Raw genomic sequence first — 17,292 nt, forward strand, 5'->3', positions numbered from 1 at the left:
TTTGCCATGCCCATTTTTAGGAATGTCGTGAAAAGGACAGTCTTTTTAGCCTGGCATGCCAGAATTTCCAGTTGCTTTATTCCAGATTTAATGATTCCTCCCATCTAATGCCGAGAGCCTATTTAATATCCAATTTGTTAAAACAGCAAGTACTACCCCCGACTCCCCCCCGGCAAATGCTAACCCCTTGTTATCCTGAATTAAGCTTGATGCTTTACTTTAAGCAGCCTCATCCCGTTCAAAGTAACCAGCAGCGAACTCCCCATGTCGCCCGCCACGGCCAGCCACAAAGTCAGCCAGCCCGGAATGACCATTAAGAGAATCAATCCTTTCACCAGCAGGGCAAAAGCGATGTTTTGCTTAATTATCCTGAGTGTCTTACGGCTTAGCCTCATGGCGTAGGATAGCTTCGTCAAATCGTCTGCCATCAAGGCGATATCCGCGGTCTCCAAGGCAGCGTCTGAGCCGGCCGTCCCCATGGCTATTCCTACGGTAGATATGGCCATGGCCGGAGCGTCGTTTACCCCGTCTCCCACCATAGCTACCTTGCCGTACTGCGCCAAAAGGTCCTTCATCCTGGACACCTTCTCCTCCGGCAGCAGATCGGCCTGGAATTCATCTATCCCCGCCTTAGTTGCTATAGCTTGGGCAGTGCGCGAATTGTCACCGGTGAGCATAACCGCCTTCTGGATGCCGGCTTTCTTTAGACTTTCGACGGCTTGTTTGGTATTATCTCTCAGGACGTCGGCCACGGCTATCACGCCAATAATTTTCTCCATGTCTCCAAGGAGCATTGCGGTTTTGCCTTCGCTCTGGAGTCCGGCAACAATATCCGCAATCTTGTCGGGGCCAAGCCCTTTTTCAGCGAGCAGCCTTGGGTTGCCGATCTGATAGTATCTGCCTTCAACATCACCTTTCGCGCCCTTGCCGGGAATTGCTTCAAAGTTGGCAACCTGGGGAACTTTTATTCCCTTTTCCCGGGCGTAATCGAGAATTGCCTCTCCCAGCGGATGCTCGGAGCGAGATTCAATAGCCGCCGCAATAGCGATTATTTCTTGTTCTGAACAGTCATTTACCGTAAAGACATCCGTAACTCGCGGCTTTCCCACCGTCAATGTGCCAGTCTTGTCAAAAGCCACAACCGACAAGGCTCCGGCTTCCTCCAGGTAGATCCCGCCCTTGATCAGAACACCGCGCCTGGCGGCGCTCCCTATGGCCGAGACGATGGACACCGGAGTAGATATCACCAGGGCGCAGGGGCAAGCCACCAGCAGCATGGCCATAGCCTGATAAAACCATTTATAAAACGGCTGTCCGAAAGCCAGCGGCGGAACAACGGCGACCAATGCAGCACCCATTACGACCAAAGGCGTGTAGTATTTGGCAAACTTGTCTACGAACTGCTGCGACGGGGCACGCTGGCCCTGGGCCTCTTCTACCATGTCGATGATCCTGGAAATGGTATTATCCTTGGCCAGTTTGGTAACCATAATCTCCAGGGAGCCACGTTCGTTAATGGTACCGGCATAGACTTCGTCTCCAATGCTTTTTTCCACCGGCAACGACTCACCGGTAATAGGAGACTGGTTGACCGAGGAAAAACCTTGTACTACTTTACCGTCCATGGGGATTCTCTCCCCCGGCCGGCAGATGATGACATCATCTATGCCAATTTCCTCGACGGGCAGGGTCACTTCCACCCCGTTGCGGCTAACCAAAGCTTCGTTGGGTGTCAGTTCCATTAAGCCCCGGATCGAGTTTCTGGTCTTATCAAGGGTGTAGCCCTGCAGGGCGTTTCCCAACGAAAACAGGAAAACAACGGACGCGGCTTCCTCAAATTCACCTATTGCGGCAGCGCCAACTACGGCAATAGTCATTAACACGTTCATGTCAAGCTCACGCGCGTTTATAAGTACGGAGATGCCGTTTTTTGCCATCAGGAAGCCGCCCAGGATAATCCCGGCAAGAAACAAGGTATTAGTAAACATAAGGGGCGCGTCAAGTCTCTCGCTAATGACGCCAAAGATTAGCATTACAAATGAAATAACAGTCGGGATGGCATATTGATTGGTCTTCCAGAATGAAACCGGTTCCGGCTGCTTGTCATGGCCCTCATCAATTCTACCGAAGTATCCCATCTTCTCTATCGTGGTCAAAATTTCAGGAAGAGGCCCCTGATGAACAACGATCATCTTCGAAGCCCCAAAATTGACTTGTGCCTGCGCTACCCCCGGCACCTTGGCAATACGTTTTTCCAATTTGGCCGCGCAGTCGGCGCAGTCCATTCCGCCAATGCGAATAGTTGTGGTTTTGCTGCCACATGCAGCCCCGGTTCCTGCTTCTTCCTTAGCTTCACAACCCAACGCTTTAACTTTTTCTAAGACCTGTTGAATCCCAGTCTGCGTTGAGTCATACTCAACATTAAGCTTTCCCAAAGGGAATGCTATGCTGGCCGCAGCCACGCCGGGCATCCGTTTTACGGCCTTCTCAACCCTGGCCGCGCAGTCCGGGCAATCAATCCCCGTCACAGCTATTCGGCTGGAAACAACAGAATTGCTTAATTCAGCCGTTTCTCCCATGATTAATGCCTCCTAATCCTCTATTCCGTGACATGCTCAAGGCCCTGCGCAAATAATCCCCGGACGTGGCTGTCGGCCAGGGAATACCACAGAATTCTGCCTTCCCGCCGGAACTTGATCAGACGCATAGTCCGGAGAACCCTAAGCTGATGAGATACCGCTGATTCAGAAACGCCAATTACCAGCGCAATATCGCAAACACATAGTTCTCTGGTCATTAAGGCAAACAAGATCTTCACTCTAGTCGGATCTCCCAATGCCTTGAACAATTCGGCCAGTGAACCGGCTACATCCTCGCCCAACATTGCCTTTTGCACTTCTTCAACCGCCTCTTCATGTATACAAGTGATTCCACACCTGTCCAGTTCCATAGCCATTTAAGTTTCCCCCTATACCGATTGGTTTTAGATTATGCCACATATGATCATCTGTTCATATATCATATGATAATTATTCCTATGGAATAAGTCAAGATATTTTTTTCGAGGATGGGGGGCAAGGGGGACGGTGCTTGTTGCTCTTCTCTTAGAAGACATTTCTAACATAAAGAATTTAAAAAAGATCCTAAATCGTTGACGATGAGCGGAAGATCCGTGAGATATTGCGGATGTACCTTGAAAAAGAAGGTTTTTATGTCAAGGAGGCGGGGAACGGAAGACGCTTTGGACCTGATTGCTCAAGAAAAGTGGGACTTATTGATCCTGGATTTGATGATGCCTCGATACATGATAACGTTTTAAAAAGTTGCCAATTTGGAATTTGTAGCTGTAAAATAAGTATGAGCGATTACCAATAATCTTCAGGCAAAACTGAAAAGGAATTTCACCCTGGAGATAAAAAAGAAACTTCCAGTGCAATCCGCCAAAAAACAAAGGAGGTTTCTTCCATGAATACAGCTCTTCAACTCCAGACAGCCACCGGCCACATTAAAGAAAGCCACTGGTCGCAAGAGAAAAGAGTGAGTACTTTACTCCTTGATCGGCTCATACTTAACTCGGCAAAACGAGAAGGTTGGGAAGTAGCTTGAAATAAGGGAACGCACCTTTGAAACCACACTGGGAGTGCTTAGCCACCCAAGACGCTACTACAAAAAGCGTACCTTAAGTGGAGCTTACGCTTATACTTTTTTGCTGGACGAGCTGCTGGTATGCCATCAAGAGCCCATGTCTCTCCCGGTTGAGCGAAATAGCAGTAATGCTTGCTGCCGGACAGAGCTACAGGAAGGCAAAAGAAACCATAAAGACCGCTTTGGGGGTGAGTATCAGCCACGGGACCATCCATCAGGATGTCCAGGTGGTCGGTGAACACCTCAAGAAATGGGATGGAGAAACAGGTTTAGACAGCACTGGTACCCGTGTTGTTCCTTTGTTGATTGTCGAAGTGGACGGAGTAATACTCAAAACACCAGCGCCAGCATAAAATAAGTGAGCAGAGACGCTTTGAGTTAAAAAACAGCCGTAATTTATGAAGGGTGGGGAGAAGGTTTTGATGGTGATGTATTATTCTAATTTAAGGGAGTAGAACCAATTATGGAAAAAATTTATAATAAAATTTATGAATTGGTCAAACCTTTTCTTAATACCAGAAAAAATGACATTCATGTTGAAATATCTTTAAGTTTTGCATTGAAACTATTAGAAAAGGAAGCCGGTGATCCCGAGGTTGTCATTCCGGCAGTGCTTCTTCATGATCTAGGCTGGTGGCAGGTGCCGGAAGAACTACAACTGAAAGCGTTCGGACCTCAGCTTGACAGGGAACTTCAACGTATACACGAAGTGGAAGGAGTAAGAATGGCTAGAGAGGTCCTGGGAAAATTTAATTACGAAGAAAGCAAAATGGAAGAAATTCTACTTATTATTGATGGCCACGATACCAGGCTCGAAGCAGTTTCTCAAAATGATCGAATTGTTAAGGACGCTGATAAACTATTCCGTTATTCCCCGCGCGGCTTTGAAATTGACGCCGAACGCTTTGGGATAAAGCGCAACCAACACCGGAAATGGCTTAGCGAATGCATTGAAGAATGGTTCTTTACGCCGACGGCGAAATTGTTTGCCCGGGAAGCATTACAGGTTTTAGGATATCAGAAGCAAAGTATTTAAAATAGCCGGAGGGAGAAAGAAATTCCCATTTAAGAGGCAGCTGTATGAGACATATTGCATCCAGAACATACATAACTGGGGTTTCGCCTCGCTTGTGTTTGTTGTTTTAGATAAACTAACATATCTACAAGCAATTAGGTGAAACCTTTTATTTTTCCATTTTTGACACTTCTTAGAACTTGCCTTTCAAGGGCTTAATAAAATAGAGCGTTTTAAAGTGTTTCAGCTTCCAACCATTCTTACCGTTAGATTCGTTCGCTGGGCTTCTATCACTCGCATCCGGATCACCGGCCGCTCTTTCAAATTATGATCTGGAACACGCATGGCCTTTTTTTCGTACATCATGTATCGGTGGCGAAATCTAGAAATTATAAAAATTGACAAGACTGTTGACCATTGATCCTCTAAAATGGCTTATAACGGCCTTTCTTTTAAGCGTTTTAAAAACAAATAGTATAAGTTTATTAAATGAAGGAAAGTATAATCCTGCAATATAAGGAAAGTGGAAGTGCTTTAAACAAAGGAGGTGTTTATTATGGAAGAGCAGGAAAACAAAGTCCCTGCGCTAGGCGCGCATGAGGCGTATCAACTTGCCAAGGTAACGAAAACAGCGCCGCAATTCGATTCGATTACGCCAAGATGGTTAGCCAAGTTATTGGAATGGAAGCCTCTGGAAGCAGGAATTTTCAGATTGAACAAAGTTAAAGAAGGAGAAACTCCTCTTGATGTTCTCTGCAGTCAGCAAGACGATGCAAGAATACCGGAAGGTTTTGTCAATTACGAGTCAGACCCTCGGGAATACATACTAACCTCAATATCTACGGTAGTCAATGTGCATACCCGCATATCCGACATATACAGTTATCCTTACGACCAGATCAAAGAACAGCTTCGCCTGGCTATGGAAAGCATAAGAGAAAGACAGGAAAGCCAACTGATCAACAGCGACGATTACGGACTATTAAAAAATGCGTATGATTCCCAGAGAATTCAGACGCGCAACGGCCCTCCCACTCCGGACGATATGGATGAGCTTATTTCAAAAGTATGGAAAGAGCCTTCATTTTTCCTCGCGCATCCAAGAGCTATCGCGGCTTTCGGCCGTGAATGCACCAGACGCGGAGTGCCGCCCGTGGCAGTTAATTTATTCGGCTCACCGTTTTTAACATGGAGAGGCATTCCAATTATTCCTACAGACAAACTGCTTGTCGATGGTCAGAAAAGACCGAAGGGACAAGCCGGTAAAACCAATATTCTCCTCGTCCGTACCGGTGAAAAGAAACAGGGTGTTATCGGCCTCTTCCAGGCAGGTGTGCCGGGGGAACAGTCGAGGGGCTTATCGGTAAAATTCATGGGGATAGATAAAAACGGAATTGCATCATATCTTCTTTCGATATATTGTTCTTTAGCCATTTTGACGGAAGACGCGGTCGGGGTGCTCGAAGACGTGGATGTGGGAAACTATTATGAATATAATTAATAGCAACAATACAATCCCCGGATCCGGTCTTAAAAAACTCCAAGCCGGTTCTTTGGCTCCCCACAGGAATCTTTTGCCGGACCCTTCTGTGCTGGAGGCCATGGCAAACGAATATTTCCCCGAGTTTTCCGCTCGGGAAGCTCCTAATAAGAGTTCTTCTATTCAAGAATTCGTGCCGAATCCGGCGGCAACGAAGAATGTTTTTTCGGAAGAGGATTTCTTAAAAGCAATCCCGGACACTCTGCAAATTGATGATATCAGCGTGTCTCCATCCACAACTGAGCTCAATAAATACTATCAGGCGGCAATTCAAGATGAATGGCAACAGCTTTCCTTTCTTGAAAATGCCGAATCAATTTCATCGCCTGATCCCACCGGATCAATAGTTAATAATAATGAAACTCTGAATAAATACCCGACTCCCAGTATAAGCATTGCACCGGTGATCGTTCCTTTAACGGATTTTTCTTATGAGCATTTTGACGTGAACGCTGTCCGCAGGGATTTCCCAATATTATCGGAAAAGGTAAACGGGAAAAATCTGGTCTGGCTGGATAACGCGGCGACAACCCAGAAACCCAAAAGCGTCATCGACCGGCTGGTCTATTTCTATGAACATGAAAACTCGAACGTGCACAGAGGGGCGCACAGCCTCGCCGCCCGCTCGACGGATGCCTACGAAGGGGCAAGAGACACTATAAGCAAGTTTCTCAACGCCCCTTCGTCATCGGAAATTGTTTTTGTGCGCGGCACAACCGAAGCGATCAATTTGGTCGCGCAGAGCTTTGGAAAATACCATCTTCAGAAAGATGACGAAATTGTCATTACCTGGCTTGAACATCACGCCAACATTGTTCCCTGGCAGATGCTCTGTGCTGAAACAGGAGCTAAACTCTGCGTTGTTCCAGTTGACGAAACCGGCCAGGTTCTTTTGCATGAGTATGAAAGGTTGCTCGGCTCCAAAACGAAAATAGTCGCGGTTACGCATGTTTCCAATGCGCTGGGTACCATTGTTCCGGTAGCGGAAATGGTGCAGATGGCGCATCGATACGGGGCGAAAGTCTTAGTCGACGGAGCGCAGGCTGTTTCTCATTTGAAAGTGGATGTTCAGGCTTTGGACAGCGACTTCTATGTGTTCTCCGGGCACAAGGTTTTCGGCCCGCCGGGGATCGGGGTTTTATACGCCAAGCCTGAAGTTCTGCACGCGATGCGCCCTTATCATGGCGGCGGAAACATGATCGCTGATGTAACCTTTGAAAGAACTGTCTACCAGGTCCCGCCAAACCGGTTTGAGGCGGGAACGGGAAATATCGCGGGCGCCGTCGGGCTCGGCGCCGCCATAGATTATGTGAATTCCCTGGGCATGGAAAATATCAACAGGTATGAGCACGCTCTTCTGGAATACGGCATGGACGCTTTAAAGCGCATACCCGGTTTAAAGCTGATCGGCACGGCCAAAGAAAAAACAAGCGTGCTGTCCTTTGTCCTGAAAGGCTTCACCACGGAAGAGGTCAGCAATGCCCTGAGCCAAGAAGGAATAGCCGTCCGGGCAGGCCATCACTGCGCCCAGCCGGTTTTAAGAAGGTTCGGGCAAGAGAGCACCGTCAGGCCTTCACTGGCGTTTTACAACACACGCTCAGAAATAGACTTGCTGGTTTCGGTGCTCTGGAATTTGAAAAGCAGCCGTAATTAAGGATGGCTGCAACAATAGGGCAGATTTAGATCATGCAGAAAGCTAACCGTAGGCTCTATTTTTTCTTTAGTTTTGCCTTCCAGGAACAACTGGGCAATCAAGCCAAACACCACTTTTTCACCATGCAGGTTGCCATGGGTTTCCGGGAACCTGGTCAGACTATCTAGTCGGGAATTCAAACCCTAATTATTTTTATCTAGTTGACTAACAATTTATGCCGGCCACTGAATTAAAAAGCCAAGGTTAATTATGATAAGCCTACTTTTCAATGTTAAGTGATCTTCGATACTGCGTCGAATGATCCAACTGTTTGGAATTTAATGTTAGAAACCGGAAGCCAGGTAAATAATCTCTCTCAAGGACTAGCGAGATATGATATCAAGCAGGAATGTTGACAATTTCAGAAATAAAAGATTTAATTTTTTTCGAAAGGATGATGATGTCGATGACCATCACATATGAAGTGGGCAATTCGTTATATATTAATATAACTAACCGTTGCACCAATAATTGTTATTTCTGTGTAAAAAATATTAAGGACGGTGTTGGTAGCGGAACTAATCTTTGGCTTGAAAAGGAACCTGCCATTGATGAGGTTATTGAAGATATCCAAAGACGAGACATTTCCAAGTATAAGGAGTTTGTATTTTGTGGCTATGGGGAACCTATGATGCGCACCAACGATATTATTGAAATAAGTAAAAAATTGAAGGAAAAATATAATATGCCAATCCGCATCAACACTAACGGTCAGGCCAATCTGATTTGTGGCAGGGATATCACTCCTTATTTAGAAGGATGGGTGGATTCTATTTCTATTAGTTTGAATGCGAAGGCCAAAAAGGAATATCAGGCAATATGCCGATCCGTTTACGGGGAGAAAGCCTTTGAAGCCATACTGGATTTTGCCGCCAAATGCAAGAAGCATATACCTAAAGTGGTATTGTCTGTGGTAGATTTCATCTCCAGGGATGACATACGATTATGTGAGGAGATTGCACAGAACATCGGCGCGGATTTTAAAGTCAGACATTTTGTAAACCAATCTTCTTGATATGAGAATCTACGTACGTAACTTATTTATAACGGGTATAGTCCGGCATCCTCAGCCATGCGGAAATCAGCCTTGGCATCACGACCGGAGAAGGTGAGATAGTTGCCGATAATCAAACCATTGGCTCCTGAAAGCATCAAAAATCCCTGCATATCCCGCAAGTTGATTTCCCGGCCACCGGCAGGACGGATAATTGTATCAGGAAGAATGAAGCGGAAAATAGCGAAGGTTTTAACCACCTCTAGTACTGATGAGTGCGTGGTGCAAATAGAGGGGAAAAAACGCCGGCTTGTCTCCAGGTTATGGGCATATCTGCTAACGCCCGCCTTGGCCAGGGATTTGCCTTGGGCTTCTGTAATCATTACCGCATGCATAGGAGGGATGGGATTAAAATAATAATCAAAAAATAAATTTTCATTATAAAGTTTACAAATCAATGAATTTGGAACTATTATTGTATGAAACCTGTATCGAATGTATTTGTTCCTGATATCCTGTCTGTATGGAGAGAACTGCAAGGGTTCTGAAAAAAGGAGGTTTGGTTCAATGGAATATCTAGATGTTATCAAAAAAAGGTATAGTGTGCGTTCGTATAAACCTGATCAGGTGGAACAGGAAAAATTGCATATTATACTGGAAGCTGCCAGGTTGGCCCCCACAGCCGCGAACAGGCAGGCGTTCAAAATTATCGTGGCAGATACCAACGGACGCAAGGAAGAATTGAAAAAAATATATAACAGGGATTGGTTTGTCGAAGCTCCATTAATTCTTGGCGTGTGCGCAATACCTGGGGAAAATTGGGTGCGTAGTGATAAAAAGAACTATAGTGACGTAGATGCCGCTATCGTAATGGACCATATTATTCTGACAGCTACTGATCTGGGCCTTGGAACGTGCTGGATTGGCGCGTTTAATCTACAAGCTGCAAGACATGTTCTTGCTCTTGATGATACTCTGGAACCTATTGCATTCACACCTGTAGGTTATGCCCGGGATACAAATATTAAAAAAATAAGAAAATCCCTAGACGATCTTGTTGTTTATAAGTGATAACGAAAGAGGTGTTATTATTGGCTCTTTGCTCAAACCGTTGCAAGCAGGTCCTTTGACACTGGCTAACCTGGCTAACCGCTTGGTCATGCCGCCCATGGCTACCTCGAAGGCCGGACCAGATGGAAAAGTAAACCAGGCAATACTCGATCACTATCGGAAAAATCTCAGGGTGGAACAAGTTGGCCCGGATGAATAAGAGCGACTGCATCAAAGTAAATCAGATCTGCATTATTATTGAGGTGAAGTTATGATTAATTTCAAGCCAATCGGCGTCATTCAATCTCCGTTTAAAGAACCGAAGGGAACACCTATTCAACCGACAGCGGCGCGGGACATTGCCGGCGTCATTGAATTATATCCCGAATATGTCGAAGGGTTACAGGATATTGAAGGATTTTCTCACCTTATTCTGATTTACTATCTTCATATGGTAAAAGAGTCTACTTTATTAGTGAAACCGTTCCTGGATAACGAACTGCACGGAATCTTTGCCACGCGCGCTCCAAGCAGGCCGAATTCAATTGGTTTTTCGGTAGTGCGTCTTTCTGAGGTTGAAGGAAACAAACTCCATATCCTGGATGTAGATATTGTTAACGGGACTCCTCTTCTGGATATAAAGCCTTATGTAGCTGAATTTGATGTCAGAGAAGCGGTCAAGACCGGCTGGTTTAAAAAAAATGTTCAAAAACTATCAACTACAAGAGACGACGGGAGATTCGCAAAATAGTGATCATACCATAAGGTATGGCATAACATTCCTAATGGCCGGCATCATTTTTGTTTTCGCCATAGACCTGTCAAAATATTTGATATATAAAAGAGCCAAAATAAAAGCAGCGATACTTGCGCTAACCTCCGTTAACAACGCCGGAAATCCATACCCCAATCAAGTAACCCATAAAGATTGTTATTAGAGGCAACAGGTAAACAACAAAGGCTGCTTTTAACATATTGGCTTCAGGTATCTCAATAATGACCCGCTGTCCCACCTTGGCATCCACGCGATTATAAACATCCATGACTGCGGCCTTATCTCCGGGGCATGCCCCGCAGCTGTCACAATCACTGTGCCTGCCCGCTCTTACCTTCGCTATTTTGCCGTCTAAAGCGATAATAATGCCTTCTGCTTCCTTTTTCACTTGCCTCATTTTATATAAATGTTGTTATAAGATTATAGCGCGTAAAAGGGACACACCTCTCGGTCGCGCCACCTTTCGGCTTGAGGAATGTCCCTTAAAAAGAGTTTTCAATCTAAGGAGCCTGACTTATATTGTCAATTATTTCACTTCATAGCCCTGATCTTCAATCGTTTCTTTTATTTTATCAAGATTTACCCTTTCAGCATCATACTCTACTGTAACCTTTTTGCCCTTTAAATCCACGGCTACGCTGTCCACTCCGGTCAGAGCGCCCACCGACTTCTTCACAGCGTGCTCGCAGTGGCTGCAAGACATTCCCTCAACATCTAAGGTTTTTAATTCTTTTGACATTAATCTTAACCCCCTTATTATTATAATTTTATTTTGTCCTATTCTTTAACTCTCGTTCCAAAATGATTTATATCCGTTTGCGCCTGTGCAACTGAATCATTCTTTATAATTGCCTCTTTAGCAGTTTTGGGTCTCTCCCCAAACCCTTTATTCGGATCAAACCTCTTTAAGCTCAGTGAGTTTGTCACAACCGATACGGAGCTGAACGCCATCGCGCCGCCGGCGATCATCGGATTCAAAAATCCCAAAGCCGCGAAAGGTATGCCGATAACATTATAGAAAAACGCCCAAAACATATTTTGCTTAATCTTATTCATCGTTTTACGGGAAAGACGTATGGCCGCCGTTATCGCTCTTAAGTCTCCCCGCATCAAAGTGATATCCGCGGCTTCAATCGCCACATCCGTCCCCGTGCCGATGGCCATGCCGATATCGGCGGTGGCAAGCGCGGGCGCGTCATTGATTCCATCCCCAACCATGGCGACCACTTTCCCTTGCGCTTTCAGCTTTTCAACCTCTTCTGCTTTGTCTTCGGGCAGGACTTCCGCCAAAACGTTCGTGATCCCCGCCTGCCTGGCGATGGCATGCGCAGTACGCCGATTATCACCTGTAATCATATAGACTTCAATACCTATCCGCTGCAAATCCGCAACGGCCTCTTGCGAGTTTTCTTTTATGGTATCAGCTACGGCAATAACAGCTTGGATGGCATTATCTTTTGACATGAGCATGGCGGTTTTACCTTCATCCTCAAGTCTTGCGACGGCAGGCTCAACGTTCCCCAGATCTATACCTTTCTCTTTCATCAGTTTCCGGGTTCCTATATGGAATATTTTTCCATCAACCTCAGCCATAACGCCTCTGCCCGGGATTGCCTCAAACCTGTCGGGGTTTGGTATGTTGCCGAACATCTTCCTGCCTTCTTCGAAAATGGCTGCTCCGAGCGGGTGTTCGGAATTTTTTTCTATTATGGCCGCCGTTTTCAGCAGCTCGTTTTTATCAAACGGCCCCAACGCGATAATATCTGTCACTTCCGGCTGTCCTTTGGTAATGGTGCCCGTCTTATCCATTACGACAGCATTCAGTTTATAAGCCGTTTCCAGGTGTTCTCCGCCTTTGATCAGTATGCCGTTTTCTGCACCCTTGCCGGTACCCACCATAATGGCTGTGGGTGTGGCAAGTCCTAACGCGCAAGGACAGGCAATCACCAATACAGCAACCGCGCTGATCACGGCCTTGGTCAGGTCACCGCTGCTAAAGTACCAGCTCGCAAATGTCAGGACGGCAATCCCCACAACAGCGGGTACAAAAACGCCTGAAACCTGATCGGCGATTTTCTGTATCGGCGCTTTTGACCCTTGAGCGTCCTCCACCATTTTGATAATCTGTGAAAGCGCCGTATCCTTGCCTATTTTTGTCGCTTCAAACTTGAATGTTCCATATTTATTTATTGTCGCGCCGATCACTAAGTCTCCTGTTCTTTTCTCGACCGGCAGGCTCTCGCCGGTAAGCATGGATTCGTCAACGGACGAATTTCCTTCGGTAATCTTTCCGTCGACAGGGACTTTCTCACCGGGTCTGACTATAACGATATCTCCTATTTCAACTTCTTCGATCGGAATATCCTGTTCCACGCCGTCACGGATTATTTTTGCGGTTTTAGCCTGCAAGCCCATCAATTTCTTGATCGCCTCGGAGGTTTTTCCTTTTGCCACCGCTTCCAGATATTTTCCCAAAAGAATCAGGGTGATCAGTATTGCCGACGCTTCAAAGTACAGGTCTTTCATCATGCCTTCCGGCGCAGTCTGGAAAAAAACATTGTATAGACTATAAAAATACGCCGCCGACGTACCCATGGCAATCAATACATCCATATTGGCGCTCTTGGCTCTTAAAGCATAAAACGCGTGCTTATAGAACCTGAACCCGATGATGAACTGAATGGGTGTGGCAATGGCCAGCTGAAAATACTGGTTATGCAGTATGGCCAGCCAGGAAGTCTCCAAGTGGGCGATCATTAGTACCATCGCCAGCAATAAGGGAGAACTTAACAATATGGAAACGACCAGGGTAATCTGCAGGGTTCGTATTTCCTTTTCCCTGAGTTCTTTTTCCCGGTCTCTGGCCGTATCCTCCGCTTTCTCGGCATCATAACCTAAAGACTGCACCGCTTTAATCATGTCTGAAACTTTTATTTCTGCCGGCTCAAACTCCACCGACGCTTTTTCCGTGGCCAGGTTAACAGCGGCTTTGATAATTCCTTTCTGCTTGCCGAGTTTTTTCTCAATCCTGGCGGCGCAAGCGGCACAGGTCATACCCTTGATCATCAGGTCGACCTTGCTTTCTTCCGCCGCTTTTTCCCTGATCACTTCATAGCCGAGTTTTTCTGCGAGAGTTTCAAACTCCTGCGGATCGACAAGCTTGTCGTCATATTCAACCGTGGCTTTTTCCACGGCGAAATTAACATTGGCCCGGTCTACGCCTTCCAGCTTTCTGAAACTCTTTTCTATTCTAGCCGCGCACGCGGCGCAAGACATCCCGGCGATTTTGAATGATTCTTTTTTAATCATCTCTCCGCTCCTCACTCTGTTAAAGAAACCCGGTCACTTGTTGAGCATCCTATAAATAGTATTCATCAACTCATCAATAACTATGTCGTCACCGGCCGCGAGCTGCCCTTTAATGCAGAATCTCATATGCTTTTCCAAAAGCAATTTCGCTACGCCGTTTAATGCAGACTGAACAGAAGATATCTGGTTTAATACGTCGTCGCAGTAAACACCTTTTTCGATCATCCGCTTGATTCCCCGCACTTGACCTTCAATACGATTGAGGCGGTTGGCAAGTTCCTGCACGGTTTTTTCATCGCGCCAGCTTCTGAGTCTTCCTTCTTCCATACTTTCTCCTGTGTTTTGGCAACAGGAGCCCGGTCTTTGCTCAATATCGTCGTTCACTTTAAAGCACCACCTTTAATATAATATTATACTATACCCCCCTATATTATAAGTCAACCCCTTTTTATACAGAATGTCAAATGGAGAAAAAAGCTTTTGAAACCATACTGGATTCTACTGCCAGAAGCAAGAAGCATATCCCCAAAGTATTGTCTGTGGTAGACTTCATCTCCAGGGAAGATATACAATTATGCAGGGAGTATTAATTAACCCAATGCCGCAGAAAGAGGGTGTTTTTATTGGTTCTTTTGCTTAAACCGCTACAGGCAGGTCCTTTGACATTGGCCAACCGCTTGGTCATGCCGCCCATGGCTACCTCGAAAGCCGGACCGGGTGGAAAAGTGAGCCAGGCAATACTCGATCACTATGCGGAAAAATCTCAGGGTGGATACATATCGCTAATAATTGTTGAACACAGTTTTATTAAATCTGAAGGCAAGGCCGGCGAAAATCAGCTTTCAGTCGCGGACGACAGTACAATAGAAGGTTTGAGGAAGTTGGCGGAAGTCATCCACAGAAACGGCTCCAAAGGCGTCATGCAAATTAATCATGCCGGAAGTGCCGCTGCTGAAGAAATAATTGGCACAGAAACGGTCGGACCTTCAGCAGTAAGTAACCCTCGCAAAGGTGGGATTCCTCGCGCGCTTAGGCGACAGGAGATTGCCGACATTGTTAAATCTTTTGCAGATGCCGCCCGTCGCGTCAAAAGATCAGGATTTGATGGAGTAGAAATCCATGCGGCGCACGGTTATCTTCTTAACCAATTTTTCTCTCCCCTGACCAACAAGCGAAGTGATGAATATGGCGGCGAGGTAAACAATCGCATCCGCATTCACCTTGAAGTTATAGAAGCAATACGCGCTGCCGCAGGTAAAGACTTTCCCATCCTTATTAGATTGGGAGTTTCAGATTTTACCCCAGGTGGAACGACTGTTGAGGACAGCCAGACAGCAGCAAAGGAATTTGAAAAAGCCGGCGTAGACATTCTTGATATATCCGGAGGTTTTTCGGGGTTTAGTGTACCGGGGCTTAACGGGCAAGGTTATTTCGCGCCGCTCGCTAAGGCTATAAAACATGTGGTGTCCATACCAGTGCTCCTCACCGGCGGAATTACAGACGCACTGGCTGCTGAGAAGCTGCTGGCTGAAGGGAAAGCTGACCTCGTCGGCGTAGGCAGAGCAGTGCTTAAAGACTCAAAATGGGCGCGACATGCTGTTGAAAGCCTGGCCGGTATTTAGAACTTAGATGATAGCTTTAGATGGAAGCAAAAGACTCGCCTTTCGCCAATGTTTTGGCAGTCAGGCCCGAGGACAGAGACAAAGAAGACATCAAAAAGCTTGGTCAGGCTTTGCAGTCACCTGAAGTTAAGAAATTTCTGGAGGATAATTACAAAGGCAGCGTGATTCCTGCCTTCTAAAGCGGTTTTTCTGTCTAAAGAAATCTGTTGCCGGACATAACATCCTGCAGCAGATTTTTTGTGTATTGCATATATACTACAAAAAATTCAGTTGCAACCAACGTCTCAGCAAGAATCACCGGTATAGCCATATAAAATATCAGGTTCCACGGCTGATTAGTTGCCAGCAATTCCATGTAATGGGTCATAGACACTTGTATCATCTCCTCTTAGTTTTAAATCTACTTATTGGAACACAGTATATTCACATTAAGGGGGTAGCAGGGGTAGCAGAGGGGTAGCAGGGTCAGCCCTTGACATTGGACAATGGCTGGCACTGCCACTTATACCGGAGCAGGCAGGCATCTTTTCCGCCGGTGTTTTTTATGCCGCTTTTAGCGGTACGTCCATTTTTATAGGCCGATTTCGAAAGATTTTGCCGTTGCAACTTTTTTTGACCAAAACAGGCACGAAAGATCAAAAGCAGCTCCTCTTGCTGGCTATAAATGAAAATGCAGGAGCATAGCAAGTAAATGTATTCCTTTCAATCTCACGGCTTTGGAATGTACCACTTTGTTATTCCTCATCATGGGGCGGCAGACATCTATATACCCTCTAGGTATGGTTGCAGTAATACCTTAGAGCAGAGATCGATTACAACTTTCCATCTGCGATAGTTGAGTTAAAACAAAAAAATATGCTAAAATAGCATATATATTGGTAAATACAGCATGGTTTTTCAGGTGATTTTGGGGGGTAGCCCTATGAAGCTTCAGGAATCGGGTGAGAATTATTTAGAAACCATTCTTGTTTTGCAAAACAGAAACGGTTATGTCCGCTCAATTGATATAGCCAATGAATTGAACTATTCAAAACCTAGCGTAAGCCGTGCCATGAGCATCCTAAAAAAAGCAGGCTACATCCTCACGGAACAGGATGGAAAAATTTCATTTACTAAAGAAGGAAACAAAAGGGCGAATGAGATCTATGAACGCCATCAGTTGATCACGAAATACCTGATGATGACACTGGACATTGATGAAGCCACAGCCAGCAAAGACGCTTGTCGCATTGAGCATATCCTTAGCCAAAAGAGCTTTGCCAAGATCCGGGAATTCACAAAACGCGTTGCGGCACTGCGAGAATCGGACTCCAATTATTCGATGGCAAATCAATTTTTTACCGGGCCGGCCTCCATTGCAGTATCAAATGGCGGCTTTTACGCCACTATCATGATGCACGGCACAAAGCATATGCCTATATCGTCCATCGAGTCTCTTCAATATAGCTATAATAACGTTGATTTTATGGATGTCGATCTAATATTTAATCAAAATAATGATACTTTGACCATGACCCTGCCTGTTGTGGATTTGAACAGCCCCATTTATATGAAGGTTTACGTCCCCGGCAAAATGGGTCCTATCCATCCAAGATTCAGACTAGTTTTTAAAATAGATACAGTGATGGAAAAATGAGGGGGGGGTGCAT

The 17,292-nt window shown here is 45.8% G+C and carries 18 protein-coding genes and 4 pseudogenes; 12 read left to right on the top strand and 10 right to left on the bottom strand.

The annotated features are described in order from the left end of the window. Positions 1–200: 200 nt before the first annotated feature. Positions 201–2,579, bottom strand: coding sequence for a heavy metal translocating P-type ATPase (locus L9W92_RS15495; protein ID WP_240084653.1), 2,379 nt, complete (start codon positions 2,577–2,579; stop codon positions 201–203). Positions 2,580–2,599: 20 nt separating this feature from the next. Then, positions 2,600–2,956, bottom strand: a complete 357-nt coding sequence (locus tag L9W92_RS15500) for an ArsR/SmtB family transcription factor (protein WP_240084654.1) — start codon at positions 2,954–2,956, stop codon at positions 2,600–2,602. A 727-nt stretch (positions 2,957–3,683) separates the two neighbouring features. Between L9W92_RS15500 and L9W92_RS15505 the strand changes: the two genes are divergently transcribed. Both L9W92_RS15505 and L9W92_RS15510 read left to right on the top strand, forming a co-directional pair. Next, positions 3,684–3,998: a hypothetical protein gene (locus tag L9W92_RS15505; protein WP_240084655.1), complete on the top strand. Its 315-nt coding sequence runs from the start codon at positions 3,684–3,686 to the stop codon at positions 3,996–3,998. A gap of 110 nt (positions 3,999–4,108) precedes the next feature. Beyond that, positions 4,109–4,681 carry an HD domain-containing protein gene (locus L9W92_RS15510; RefSeq protein WP_240084656.1) on the top strand — a complete coding sequence of 191 codons (573 nt, stop codon included), beginning with the start codon at positions 4,109–4,111 and terminating at the stop codon, positions 4,679–4,681. Between the two features lie 222 nt (positions 4,682–4,903). Here the strand turns inward: L9W92_RS15510 and L9W92_RS19010 are convergent, their stop codons facing one another. Continuing rightward, the gene (locus tag L9W92_RS19010; RefSeq protein ID WP_282442386.1) at positions 4,904–5,026 is read right to left on the bottom strand and encodes a hypothetical protein; all 123 of its coding nucleotides are present in this window, start codon (positions 5,024–5,026) and stop codon (positions 4,904–4,906) included. Positions 5,027–5,216: 190 nt separating this feature from the next. Between L9W92_RS19010 and L9W92_RS15515 the strand changes: the two genes are divergently transcribed. Then, a complete protein-coding gene (locus tag L9W92_RS15515) occupies positions 5,217–6,161 on the top strand; it encodes a family 2A encapsulin nanocompartment shell protein (protein ID WP_240084657.1) in 945 nt (314 codons plus the stop codon). Then, positions 6,148–7,854, top strand: a complete 1,707-nt coding sequence (locus L9W92_RS15520) for a family 2A encapsulin nanocompartment cargo protein cysteine desulfurase (RefSeq protein WP_240084658.1) — start codon at positions 6,148–6,150, stop codon at positions 7,852–7,854. The genes L9W92_RS15515 and L9W92_RS15520 overlap by 14 nt, the downstream gene beginning before the upstream one ends. On the opposite strand, the gene L9W92_RS15525 is transcribed toward L9W92_RS15520, so the two are convergent. Then, positions 7,851–8,033: a hypothetical protein gene (locus L9W92_RS15525; protein WP_240084659.1), complete on the bottom strand. Its 183-nt coding sequence runs from the start codon at positions 8,031–8,033 to the stop codon at positions 7,851–7,853. The genes L9W92_RS15520 and L9W92_RS15525 overlap by 4 nt on opposite strands. 209 nt (positions 8,034–8,242) lie before the next feature. Here L9W92_RS15525 and L9W92_RS15530 point away from each other — a divergent pair, with 209 nt between their 5' ends. Continuing rightward, complete coding sequence (locus L9W92_RS15530; RefSeq protein WP_240084660.1) at positions 8,243–8,908, top strand: TIGR04100 family radical SAM protein; 666 nt, start codon at positions 8,243–8,245, stop codon at positions 8,906–8,908. Positions 8,909–8,934: 26 nt separating this feature from the next. On the opposite strand, the gene L9W92_RS15535 is transcribed toward L9W92_RS15530, so the two are convergent. Beyond that, a complete protein-coding gene (locus L9W92_RS15535) occupies positions 8,935–9,270 on the bottom strand; it encodes a biotin synthase BioB (RefSeq protein WP_376741820.1) in 336 nt (111 codons plus the stop codon). A gap of 184 nt (positions 9,271–9,454) precedes the next feature. Between L9W92_RS15535 and L9W92_RS15540 the strand changes: the two genes are divergently transcribed. The 3 genes and pseudogenes from L9W92_RS15540 to tsaA all read left to right on the top strand — a co-directional run bounded on the left by L9W92_RS15540 (position 9,455) and on the right by tsaA (position 10,688). Beyond that, a complete protein-coding gene (locus L9W92_RS15540; RefSeq protein WP_240084661.1) occupies positions 9,455–9,958 on the top strand; it encodes a nitroreductase family protein in 504 nt (167 codons plus the stop codon). Between the two features lie 19 nt (positions 9,959–9,977). Then, positions 9,978–10,135, top strand: a pseudogene (locus L9W92_RS15545) (NADH:flavin oxidoreductase); the annotation flags it as partial. Between the two features lie 73 nt (positions 10,136–10,208). Beyond that, positions 10,209–10,688, top strand: a complete 480-nt coding sequence (tsaA, locus tag L9W92_RS15550) for a tRNA (N6-threonylcarbamoyladenosine(37)-N6)-methyltransferase TrmO (protein WP_240084663.1) — start codon at positions 10,209–10,211, stop codon at positions 10,686–10,688. 121 nt (positions 10,689–10,809) lie between these two features. Here tsaA and L9W92_RS15555 read toward each other — a convergent pair whose 3' ends face one another. The 4 genes from L9W92_RS15555 to L9W92_RS15570 all read right to left on the bottom strand — a co-directional run bounded on the left by L9W92_RS15555 (position 10,810) and on the right by L9W92_RS15570 (position 14,348). Next, positions 10,810–11,100, bottom strand: coding sequence for a SoxR reducing system RseC family protein (locus L9W92_RS15555; protein ID WP_240084664.1), 291 nt, complete (start codon positions 11,098–11,100; stop codon positions 10,810–10,812). Between the two features lie 138 nt (positions 11,101–11,238). After that, entirely contained in the window at positions 11,239–11,451 is a 213-nt protein-coding gene (gene copZ / locus L9W92_RS15560; RefSeq protein ID WP_240084665.1) for a copper chaperone CopZ, read from the bottom strand. 38 nt (positions 11,452–11,489) lie between these two features. Further along, the gene (locus L9W92_RS15565; protein WP_240084666.1) at positions 11,490–14,021 is read right to left on the bottom strand and encodes a heavy metal translocating P-type ATPase; all 2,532 of its coding nucleotides are present in this window, start codon (positions 14,019–14,021) and stop codon (positions 11,490–11,492) included. A gap of 33 nt (positions 14,022–14,054) precedes the next feature. Continuing rightward, positions 14,055–14,348, bottom strand: a complete 294-nt coding sequence (locus L9W92_RS15570; protein ID WP_240084676.1) for a metal-sensitive transcriptional regulator — start codon at positions 14,346–14,348, stop codon at positions 14,055–14,057. A gap of 296 nt (positions 14,349–14,644) precedes the next feature. Here L9W92_RS15570 and L9W92_RS15575 point away from each other — a divergent pair, with 296 nt between their 5' ends. Both L9W92_RS15575 and L9W92_RS15580 read left to right on the top strand, forming a co-directional pair. Continuing rightward, entirely contained in the window at positions 14,645–15,643 is a 999-nt protein-coding gene (locus L9W92_RS15575; protein ID WP_240084677.1) for an NADH:flavin oxidoreductase, read from the top strand. A 20-nt stretch (positions 15,644–15,663) separates the two neighbouring features. After that, on the top strand, positions 15,664–15,822 hold the full coding sequence (locus L9W92_RS15580; protein WP_240084667.1) for a MetQ/NlpA family ABC transporter substrate-binding protein: 159 nt from the start codon (positions 15,664–15,666) through the stop codon (positions 15,820–15,822). 50 nt (positions 15,823–15,872) lie between these two features. Here L9W92_RS15580 and L9W92_RS15585 read toward each other — a convergent pair. Further along, positions 15,873–16,016 (bottom strand): annotated as a pseudogene (locus tag L9W92_RS15585) (DUF6803 family protein); the annotation flags it as partial. 549 nt (positions 16,017–16,565) lie between these two features. On the opposite strand from L9W92_RS15585, the pseudogene L9W92_RS15590 reads away from it, so the two are divergent. After that, positions 16,566–16,925 (top strand): annotated as a pseudogene (locus L9W92_RS15590) (metal-dependent transcriptional regulator); the annotation flags it as partial. Positions 16,926–16,940: 15 nt separating this feature from the next. Next, positions 16,941–17,279 (top strand): annotated as a pseudogene (locus L9W92_RS15595) (NEAT domain-containing protein); the annotation flags it as partial. Positions 17,280–17,292: the final 13 nt, after the last annotated feature.

This window comes from Pelotomaculum terephthalicicum JT (genome assembly GCF_022410535.1).
GTDB lineage: Bacteria > Bacillota > Desulfotomaculia > Desulfotomaculales > Pelotomaculaceae > Pelotomaculum_D > Pelotomaculum_D terephthalicicum.

Bases quoted from the DNA above. Each gene is read 5' to 3' on its own strand.
- L9W92_RS15565 (WP_240084666.1), bottom strand. From the start codon at position 14,021: ATGATTAAAAAAGAATCATTCAAAATCGCCGGGATGTCTTGCGCCGCG.
- L9W92_RS15570 (WP_240084676.1), bottom strand. From the start codon at position 14,348: ATGGAAGAAGGAAGACTCAGAAGCTGGCGCGATGAAAAAACCGTGCAG.
- copZ (WP_240084665.1), bottom strand. From the start codon at position 11,451: ATGTCAAAAGAATTAAAAACCTTAGATGTTGAGGGAATGTCTTGCAGC.
- L9W92_RS19010 (WP_282442386.1), bottom strand. From the start codon at position 5,026: ATGATGTACGAAAAAAAGGCCATGCGTGTTCCAGATCATAATTTGAAA.
- tsaA (WP_240084663.1), top strand. From the start codon at position 10,209: ATGATTAATTTCAAGCCAATCGGCGTCATTCAATCTCCGTTTAAAGAA.
- L9W92_RS15495 (WP_240084653.1), bottom strand. From the start codon at position 2,579: ATGGGAGAAACGGCTGAATTAAGCAATTCTGTTGTTTCCAGCCGAATA.
- L9W92_RS15520 (WP_240084658.1), top strand. From the start codon at position 6,148: ATGAATATAATTAATAGCAACAATACAATCCCCGGATCCGGTCTTAAA.
- L9W92_RS15540 (WP_240084661.1), top strand. From the start codon at position 9,455: ATGGAATATCTAGATGTTATCAAAAAAAGGTATAGTGTGCGTTCGTAT.
- L9W92_RS15500 (WP_240084654.1), bottom strand. From the start codon at position 2,956: ATGGCTATGGAACTGGACAGGTGTGGAATCACTTGTATACATGAAGAG.
- L9W92_RS15535 (WP_376741820.1), bottom strand. From the start codon at position 9,270: ATGATTACAGAAGCCCAAGGCAAATCCCTGGCCAAGGCGGGCGTTAGC.
- L9W92_RS15580 (WP_240084667.1), top strand. From the start codon at position 15,664: ATGGAAGCAAAAGACTCGCCTTTCGCCAATGTTTTGGCAGTCAGGCCC.
- L9W92_RS15530 (WP_240084660.1), top strand. From the start codon at position 8,243: ATGTTGACAATTTCAGAAATAAAAGATTTAATTTTTTTCGAAAGGATG.
- L9W92_RS15515 (WP_240084657.1), top strand. From the start codon at position 5,217: ATGGAAGAGCAGGAAAACAAAGTCCCTGCGCTAGGCGCGCATGAGGCG.
- L9W92_RS15510 (WP_240084656.1), top strand. From the start codon at position 4,109: ATGGAAAAAATTTATAATAAAATTTATGAATTGGTCAAACCTTTTCTT.